A 7,805-nucleotide genomic window follows, 5' to 3' on the forward strand; every position below is an offset into this window, starting at 1 on the left:
CGCGGGGCCGGCCGCCGTGCTGCCGCTCGACGGGCCGGTCGTGCGGGGGTTCGACCCGCCCGACCGGCCGTGGCTGGCCGGGCACCGCGGCGTCGACATCCGGGGTCCGGTGGGGGCGCGGGTCGGCGCGGCGATGGCGGGCAGGGTGGTCTTCGCCGGCACCATCGCCGGGCGCGGGGTGGTCGTTGTCTCCCACGGCGCGCTCCGCACCACCTATCTGCCGGTCGCGGCGACGGTGCGGGTCGGTGAGGTGGTCGCGACCGGCCAGCGGCTGGGAACGCTGCGCGACGGTCATTCCTGCCCCGGCGGCACCTGCCTGCACTGGGGCCTGAAGCGGGGCGACACCTACCTGAACCCGCTGGACCTGCTTGTCCTGGAGCCGTTGCGGCTGCTCCCCGGCTCCCCCGTCGCCGCGCTCGGAGCCCGAGCCGGACCCGCCGGCGTCCAGGGCCCGTCAGGCCCGCGGGTGCGCCTGCTGGTAGGCCCTCCGCAGCCGGTCGCCGGAGACGTGGGTGTACAGCTGCGTCGTGGCCAGTGACGAGTGCCCGAGCAGTTCCTGCACCGAGCGCAGGTCGGCACCTCCCTCCAGCAGGTGGGTCGCCATCGCGTGGCGAAGCCCGTGCGGCCCGAGATCGGGGGCGTCAGGCACGGCACCGAGGGCGCGGTGCACCAGCCGGCGCACCACCCGGGCGTCGATACGCAGGCCGCGGTCGCCGACGAACATCGCCCTGCCCGCCCCGGCCCGGGCCAGTCGCGGGCGGACGGCCAGCCAGGCGTCCACGGCGCGCAGGGCCGGGGCGCCGAGAGGCACGGTCCGCTGCTTGCCGCCCTTGCCCATCACCCGCAGCAGGCCGCGCTGGGTGTCGAGGTCACCGGTGTCGAGGCCGACGAGTTCGGAGACCCGGATACCGCTGGCGTACAGCACCTCGACGATGGCGAGGTCCCTGCGGCGGGCAGCACCGTCCTCCTCTCCCCCCGCCTCCTCGACCCGTGCAGCGAGCCCGTCCAGCGCACGGCGGGCCTGGTCGACCTCGACGGTGGGGGGCAGGCGTCGGTCCACCCGGGGGGAGCGCAGGGCCCGGGCCGGGTCGGAAGGCAGCCGGCCGGTCCGGGCGGCCCAGGCGAAGAAGGCGCGTACCCCGGCAGCCCTGCGCTGCAGGGTCGCCCGGTCCGCTCCAGCGGCGTGCTGGTTGGCCAGCCAGGTGCGCAGGTCGGCCAGGGTCACGTCGTCGGGTTCGGCCTCCCCGACCCGGGCGAGGTGGGCGAACAGGTGGGTGAGGTCGCCGGTATAGGCACGGACGGTGTGCGGCGAGCGCCCGCGCTCGAGCCGGAGGTGGTCGGCGAAGGCCGCGACCATGTCGGCGGCCCGCGGGGTCAGCTCGACGGTCTCCTGCACCCGGCCAGCGTCACCCCCGGGCCCCGCACGCGCAAGCGCACCCGCCGCGAACCTGCCAAGTGCGGGCCGATGCCGCCTCGATCGAGGAGTGCGGGGCCCGGTGTGCGGCCGGGGTCGCCCGGGGGTCATGGAGTCCCCAGCACCCGGAGGTGGCCAGGCAGGGTGTGCGGTGCAGCGCCCCGGCCGGCACACGATCGACTGCCGGTTCCCTAAGATGTCCGGGGCCGACCAGGAGCGAGGAGAGCATGGGCATCGAGGAACTGACCACCGGAGGAACGCTGCGTCCGATCACCCGGTGGGGCGAGCCGGTGATGCACGCGCGAACCCGCCCCGTGACCAGCTTCGACGACGAGCTGCGCACGCTGGTTCGCGACATGTTCGCCACCATGGAGGCTGCCCGGGGGGTGGGCCTTGCCGCCACCCAGGTCGGTGTCGACCTCGCCCTGTTCGTCTACGACTGTCCCGATGCCGACGACGTCAACCGCGTCGGCGCGATCTGCAATCCCGTGGTCACGCTGCCCGAGGGCGACCAGCGCAACCTCGAGTCCACCGAGGAGGGCTGCCTCTCCCTCCCCGGTGGCTACCAGCCGCTCGCCCGCCCCGACAAGGCCACCTGCACGGGCGTCGACCCGTGGGGCAGTCCGGTCACCGTGCACGGCACGGGGACGCTGGCCCGCTGCCTGCAGCACGAGACCGACCACCTGAACGGGACGGTCTTCGGCGACCGGCTGTCCAACCGGCTGCGCCGCAAGCTGTACGCCCAGCACGAGGAACTCGCCCATCTCTACCCCGCCGACTGGCCGGTCAGCCCGAAGAAGACCTCGGCCGACGAGTAGCACCCGGGCGCGCCGGGATCCAGGCGCCTCAGACGCCAGGACGGGTCAGGCGAGCACGTAGCCGGCGATCGCGCTCGCCGCCGCGACGTTCAGCGAATCCACGCCCGCGCGCATCGGGATGGTCACCACCGCATCCGCGGCGCCGAGCCAGGCCGCACTCAGCCCGTGGCCCTCCGTACCCAGCAGCACGGCCACCCGCTCGTCGGGGCCGAGCGCGGCGGCGAAGCTGGCCAGATCGACCGCGTCGCGGGAGAGGGCCAGCGCTGCGACCCGGTAGCCGGCGCCGTGGAGCAGCGCGCCGAGGTCGACCCGCTCGTCGAGCCGCGCCCACGGCAGGGACAGCACCGTCCCCATCGAGACCTTCACCGACCGCCGGTACAGCGGATCCGCGCAGTGCGCGCTGACCAGCATGCCGTCCCAGCCCAGACCCGCCGCGTTGCGGGCGATCGCGCCCACGTTCGTGTGGTCGACCAGGTCCTCCAGCACCATCACCCGCCTCCCGGCGAGCACGTCGGCCACGGTGTAGCGGCCCACCCGGTACAGGGACGCCAGCGCGCCGCGATGCACGTGGAAGCCGGTGACGCTCTCGGCCAGCTCCTCCGTCACCACGTACACCGGAACGTCCAGGCCGTCGAGCAGATCGGCCAGGCCGGCCAGCCAGCGCTCGGCCAGCAGGAAGGACCGGGGCGGATAGCCCGCCTCCACGGCGCGGCGGATCACCGTGCTGCCCTCGGCGATGAAGAGTCCCTGTTCGGTCTCCAGAAGGCGCCGCAGGGTCGCTTCCCGCAACCCCACGTAGTCGGCCAGTCGAGGGTCGGACGCGTCATCGAGACGGATCAGGGTGGCCACGCCGAGATTCTAGGAGGCTGCTGATCAATGCTGTTCCGAGCGAGGACGTGCCGGGCGGGATGAGCGGCAAGGCCACATCTTGTGGGTGATCCTGGCCCTATGCCCCAAGGTGTGGCCGCCGCAGATCGCCCGATCCGGCGCGCCGCAGCCGGGACATGATTGTTCAGCAGTCTCCCAGGCAGTGCGGATCACCGCCGTTCGCGGCCAGGACGTCCGGCGGCCCTAGGATGTTCGACGATGTCCTGGCTCTCCCGACTCCCCATCGACCGGTTCCTGCTCGCCATCGTCTCGGCGGCGGTCCTCGCGTCCCTCTTCCCCGCGGCGGGGTTCTGGGCCGACGCCCTCGACGTCGCCACCACGATCGCGATCGCCCTGTTGTTCTTCCTCTATGGTGCCCGGCTCAGCCCCGCCGAGACCCTCGCCGGGCTCAAGCACTGGCGGCTGCACCTGACGATCCTCGCTTTCACCTACGTGCTGTTCCCGCTGGTCGGCCTGGCCATCGTGGCCGCCACCGGCGCCGTGGTCGGCCCCGGACTGTCCACCGGCCTGTTGTATCTGACCCTGGTCCCCTCGACCGTGCAGTCCTCGATCGCGTTCACGTCGATCGCGAAGGGCAACGTCGCCGGCGCGGTGGTCAGCGCATCCGCGTCCAACATCCTGGGCGTCTTCCTGACCCCATTGCTGTGCTGGCTGCTGCTGAGCAGGACCGGACGGGTCGAGTTCACCACCTCGACGATCCTCGACATCCTCCTGCAGCTCTTCGTCCCGTTCGTGCTCGGCCAGTTGTGCCGCCGCTGGATCGGCGGCTTCGTGAAGGCGCATCCGGAGCTGAAGCTCGTCGATCGCGGTTCGATCGTGCTGGTGGTCTACTCGGCGTTCTCCACCGGCATGCGCGAGGGCATGTGGACGCAGACCTCGTGGGCGTCCCTGCTGGTCGTGCTGGGGGTCTGCGTGCTGGTCCTGGGGATCATGCTCGGCCTGACCTGGTGGACTGCACGCAGGCTCGGCTTCGACCGGGCGGACGCGATCGCGATCCAGTTCTGCGGCACCAAGAAGTCACTGGCCAGCGGCCTGCCGATGGCGGGAGTGATCTTCGCCGGCCAGCCGGTCGGCCTGTTGATCCTGCCGCTGGTGCTCTTCCACCAGGCCCAGCTGATGGCCTGCTCCGCGCTGGCCGGACGCTACGCCCGCTCAGCACCCGATGGAGCGGTCGTCGAGGGCTGAGCGGGGCGCACGCCCTACCATGTCCCCTGTGACCCGCCCCGCCCGCTACGCCAAGGGCCTCGCCAAGCGCGAGGAGATCCTGGCCACCGCGCTCGAGGTGATCGCCCGCACTGGCTACAAGCGCACCTCCGTCCGCGAGCTGGCTGCGGCGGTCGGGCTCAGCCAGGCCGGCCTCCTGCACTATTTCTCCTCGAAGGAGGAGCTGTTCGCGGAGATCCTGCTCAAGCGCGACGACGTGGACAGGGAGCGCACCCCGGCCGACGGGAGCGCCCTGCGGACCCTGGTGGACATCGTCCGCCACAACACCGAGGTGCCCGGCCTGGTGCAGCTCTACGCCCAGTACTCGGTCGAGGCCGCGCACCCCGACCACCCCGAGCACGAGGCATTCGTCGAGCGCTACGCCCGGCTCCGTGGCTACCTGGTCGCCGACCTCCGGGCCCGCCAGGCCGACGGCAGCCTGCCCGCCCAGCTGGACGCCGCGAAGGTCGCCAACCTTCTGATCGCCGCGTCCGACGGCCTGCAGACCCAGTGGATGCTCGACCCCGACACGGACATGGCCGAGCACCTCGACTACCTGGTCGGCCTGCTCGGCCTCGACGGCGCGTAGCCGCGGGTCAGGACGCCGGTTCGGTCGGTGCCGGGGCGGGCTGAGGCTGTTCGGCCGGTGCCGGGGCCACCCGGTCGGCTCCCGCGGTCAGCGCATTCGACGGAGCGGTCGACAGCCGTGCCGCCCGTCGTCCCTCCAGCGCCTCGGCCTCGGCGATCGCCTGCTGCACCGACGCGGCGGAGCTCTCCTCGTCCACCTTCTTCTGCGCCTCGATCTCGGCGAACACGTCGACCGGCTCCGGAGCCTGGAAGGCTCCCTTCGCGTCCGCGTCCAGCCCCATCGCCTTGGCGGCGGCGTTGCCCGCCACCTGGCCGAGTCCCTTCAATGCGTCGTTGAGCTCGCTGGGGATGATCCAGACCTTGTTCGACTCGCCGCGCGCGAGGTTCGGCAGCATCCGCATGTACTGGTAGGCCAGCAGGGACTGCGTGGGCTGGCCGGCATGGATGGCGTTGAACGTGGTGGTGATGGCCTGCGCCTCGCCCTCGGCGCGGAGCATCGCGGCCTGCCGGTCGGCCTGCGCGCGCAGCACCGCGGACTCGCGCTCGCCCTGAGCGCGCAGGATCGAGGCCTCCCGGTCGCCGGACGCCGACAGGATCTGCGACTGCCGCTGGCCCTCGGCGAGCAGGATCGAGGCCCGCTTGTCGCGCTCGGCCCTGGCGCCCTTCTCCATCGCGTCGCGGATCGTGGCCGGCGGCTCGATCGACCGCAACTCGACGCGGTTCACCTTGATGCCCCACTTGCCGGTGGCCTCGTCCAGCACGGCGCGGAGCTTCTGGTTGATCTCCTCGCGGCTGGTGAGCGTCTTCTCCAGGTCGAGGCCGCCGATGATGTTGCGCAGCGTCGTCATGGTGAGCTGCTCGATGGCCTGGATGTAGTTCTGCGCCTCGTAGGCCGCGCGCACCGGGTCGATCACCTGGTAGTAGATCACCGAGTCGATGTTCACCATCAGGTTGTCCTCCGTGATCACCCCCTGGGGCGGGAACGGGACGACCGCCTCGCGCATGTCCATGGTGTAGCGGACGGAGTCGATCACGGGCACCAGCAGGTGCGGGCCGGGCTCCAGCGTCCGGCGGAACTTGCCGAGCCGCTCCACGACTCCCACCTGCTGCTGCCGGACCACCCGGACCGAGCGCAGCAGGACGGTCACCACGACCAGCGCGACGAACAGCCACAGGATCGTGGCCAGGATTGCAGGCATCTCTTCTTCTCCTCGGGGTTCAGGGCAGAGCCAGGTTGCGGGGGTACACGATCGCGATCGCCCCGTCGATCTTGTAGACCTCGATCTCGGTGCCGGAGGGGATCGTGCCCTCCACGCTGCGGGCCGACCAGACCTCGCCGGCCACCTTCACCTCGCCGGCACCGGAACTGACGTCGGTGAGCGCGACGCCCGGGCTGCCGATCATCTTGTCGACGCTCGAGCGGTAGCCGGGCAGTGCGCGCACCCTGCGCAGCAGGGTGGGCCGGGCCAGGGCCAGCATGGCGACCGCGACCACGACGGCCGCGGCGATCTGCAGCCACAGCACGCCGGGAAAGGCGAGCGCGACCAGTCCTCCGGCCAGCGCACCGGAAGCGAGCATCAGCAGCGTGAAGTCCAGCGTCAACAGCTCGGTGACGCCGAGGACCGCCGCCAGCCCCATCCAGAACACCCACAGGTGTTCGGCGAGCCACGCCATCGTGCACCCCCTTCCTGCCCTCCATCATGCCAAGTGCCACCGCATCGCACTCCGACTCTGCCGAACACCCCCTGCTCGACCCCGCCCCGAACCGACGGGGACGGTTCCTTTCCCGTTCGCAGGTCCGTCCCCTTTCCCGTTCAGGGGACGGTTCCTTTCTCGTTCGCTGGTCCGTCCCCTCTCCCGTTCAGGGGACGGTTCTCTTCTCATTCGCGGACCACGCCCGGCCGCAGACCACCGGATCGGGCAGGACGAGGACCGTTCCGGCACCGCGAGGGCCGGTCAGGCGAGCCGGGCCGGCGGACGCTGGGCTACGCGCGCCGCGGCCCGGGCCGACCAGCGCCCGTCGATCTGGCTGACCTCCAGCAGGATGTCGAAGGTCGCGCTGAGCAGCGGGCCGGTCAGGACGCGGGTGAGCGGGCCGGACGCGACGACGCGACCGTGCTTGAGCAGGAGGGCGTGGGTGATCCCGCGCGGGATCTCCTCGACGTGGTGGGTGACCAGCACCGTGGCGGGCGCGAACGGGTCGGTGCAGATCTCCGACAGCGTCCCGACGAGCGCTTCGCGGCCGGTCAGGTCCAGGCCGGCGGCCGGCTCGTCCAGCAGCAGCAGCTCCGGGTCGGTCATCAGCGCGCGCGCGATCTGGACGCGTTTGCGCTCACCCTCGCTGAGCGTCCCGAACGTGCGGTCGGCGAGGTGGTCGACCTGCAGCTGCTGCATGAGCAGGTTCGCCCGGTCGTGGTCGAGCTGGTCGTACGCCTCGCGCCAGCGTCCCATCACGGCGTAGGCGGCGGACACCACGACGTCGGAGACCCGTTCGGACTTCGGGATCCGGTCGGCGAGCACCGCCGAGGTGACGCCGATCCGTGGCCGCAGCTCGAACACGTCCACCTCCCCGAGTGTGTCGCCGAGGATGGTCGCCGTGCCGGACGTGGGGTGCCACTGAGAGCTGAGCACCTGCAGCAGGGTGGTCTTGCCCGCGCCGTTGGGGCCGATCACCACCCAGCGCTGGTCCTCCTCGACCTGCCAGGTGACGTTGTTGAGCAGGTTCGACCCCGACCGGACGATCGAGACTCCCTGCAGGTCAACAACGCTCATGCGCCCAAACCTACCGACTCCGCGCCCCGAACCGGCCCACACGCGCGCGAGTCTCCACGCCCCCACCGCTCCTTGCTCCCGAAAGGCGGGGGTGGTACCCCGGGCCCGGGGGCGCAACCCCC

General features: G+C 71.9%; 9 protein-coding genes. 4 read left to right on the forward strand and 5 right to left on the reverse strand.

Annotated features, from left to right (window positions below; genetic code table 11):
- Positions 1 to 538, forward strand: a 538-nt coding sequence (locus QM633_RS09095) for a murein hydrolase activator EnvC family protein (RefSeq protein WP_415153433.1), incomplete at its 5' end; no start/stop codon positions are given.
- Here the strand turns inward: QM633_RS09095 and QM633_RS09100 are convergent.
- Complete coding sequence (locus QM633_RS09100) at positions 455 to 1,396, reverse strand: tyrosine recombinase XerC (protein ID WP_415153434.1); 942 nt, start codon at positions 1,394 to 1,396, stop codon at positions 455 to 457. The two genes, QM633_RS09095 and QM633_RS09100, sit on opposite strands and share 84 nt — an antisense overlap.
- A gap of 245 nt (positions 1,397 to 1,641) precedes the next feature.
- On the opposite strand from QM633_RS09100, the gene def reads away from it, so the two are divergent.
- Positions 1,642 to 2,232, forward strand: a complete 591-nt coding sequence (gene def / locus QM633_RS09105) for a peptide deformylase (RefSeq protein ID WP_415153435.1) — start codon at positions 1,642 to 1,644, stop codon at positions 2,230 to 2,232.
- Positions 2,233 to 2,277: 45 nt separating this feature from the next.
- Here the strand turns inward: def and QM633_RS09110 are convergent, their stop codons facing one another.
- Positions 2,278 to 3,081 (reverse strand): TrmH family RNA methyltransferase, encoded by an 804-nt coding sequence (locus QM633_RS09110; RefSeq protein ID WP_415153436.1) that lies wholly within the window; start codon positions 3,079 to 3,081, stop codon positions 2,278 to 2,280.
- A gap of 237 nt (positions 3,082 to 3,318) precedes the next feature.
- Here QM633_RS09110 and QM633_RS09115 point away from each other — a divergent pair, with 237 nt between their 5' ends.
- A complete protein-coding gene (locus QM633_RS09115; RefSeq protein WP_415153437.1) occupies positions 3,319 to 4,305 on the forward strand; it encodes a bile acid:sodium symporter family protein in 987 nt (328 codons plus the stop codon).
- 28 nt (positions 4,306 to 4,333) lie between these two features.
- Entirely contained in the window at positions 4,334 to 4,912 is a 579-nt protein-coding gene (locus QM633_RS09120) for a TetR/AcrR family transcriptional regulator (RefSeq protein ID WP_415153438.1), read from the forward strand.
- Between the two features lie 7 nt (positions 4,913 to 4,919).
- On the opposite strand, the gene QM633_RS09125 is transcribed toward QM633_RS09120, so the two are convergent.
- From QM633_RS09125 to QM633_RS09135, 3 genes are all read right to left on the reverse strand, one after another.
- Entirely contained in the window at positions 4,920 to 6,110 is a 1,191-nt protein-coding gene (locus QM633_RS09125; RefSeq protein WP_415153439.1) for an SPFH domain-containing protein, read from the reverse strand.
- Positions 6,111 to 6,129: 19 nt separating this feature from the next.
- Positions 6,130 to 6,585, reverse strand: coding sequence for an NfeD family protein (locus QM633_RS09130; RefSeq protein WP_415153440.1), 456 nt, complete (start codon positions 6,583 to 6,585; stop codon positions 6,130 to 6,132).
- A gap of 282 nt (positions 6,586 to 6,867) precedes the next feature.
- On the reverse strand, positions 6,868 to 7,683 hold the full coding sequence (locus tag QM633_RS09135; RefSeq protein WP_415153441.1) for an ABC transporter ATP-binding protein: 816 nt from the start codon (positions 7,681 to 7,683) through the stop codon (positions 6,868 to 6,870).
- Between the last annotated feature and the right edge of the window lie 122 nt (positions 7,684 to 7,805).

Source organism: Propionicimonas sp. (assembly GCF_047606205.1).
In the GTDB taxonomy this organism is placed as follows: Bacteria; Actinomycetota; Actinomycetes; order Propionibacteriales; family Propionibacteriaceae; genus Propionicimonas.

What these genes read in the sequence shown, in the direction of transcription:
- def (WP_415153435.1), top strand. Translation starts at nt 1,642, where the DNA reads ATGGGCATCGAGGAACTGACCACCGGAGGAACGCTGCGTCCGATCACC.
- QM633_RS09115 (WP_415153437.1), top strand. Translation starts at nt 3,319, where the DNA reads ATGTCCTGGCTCTCCCGACTCCCCATCGACCGGTTCCTGCTCGCCATC.
- QM633_RS09125 (WP_415153439.1), bottom strand. Translation starts at nt 6,110, where the DNA reads ATGCCTGCAATCCTGGCCACGATCCTGTGGCTGTTCGTCGCGCTGGTC.
- QM633_RS09130 (WP_415153440.1), bottom strand. Translation starts at nt 6,585, where the DNA reads ATGGCGTGGCTCGCCGAACACCTGTGGGTGTTCTGGATGGGGCTGGCG.
- QM633_RS09135 (WP_415153441.1), bottom strand. Translation starts at nt 7,683, where the DNA reads ATGAGCGTTGTTGACCTGCAGGGAGTCTCGATCGTCCGGTCGGGGTCG.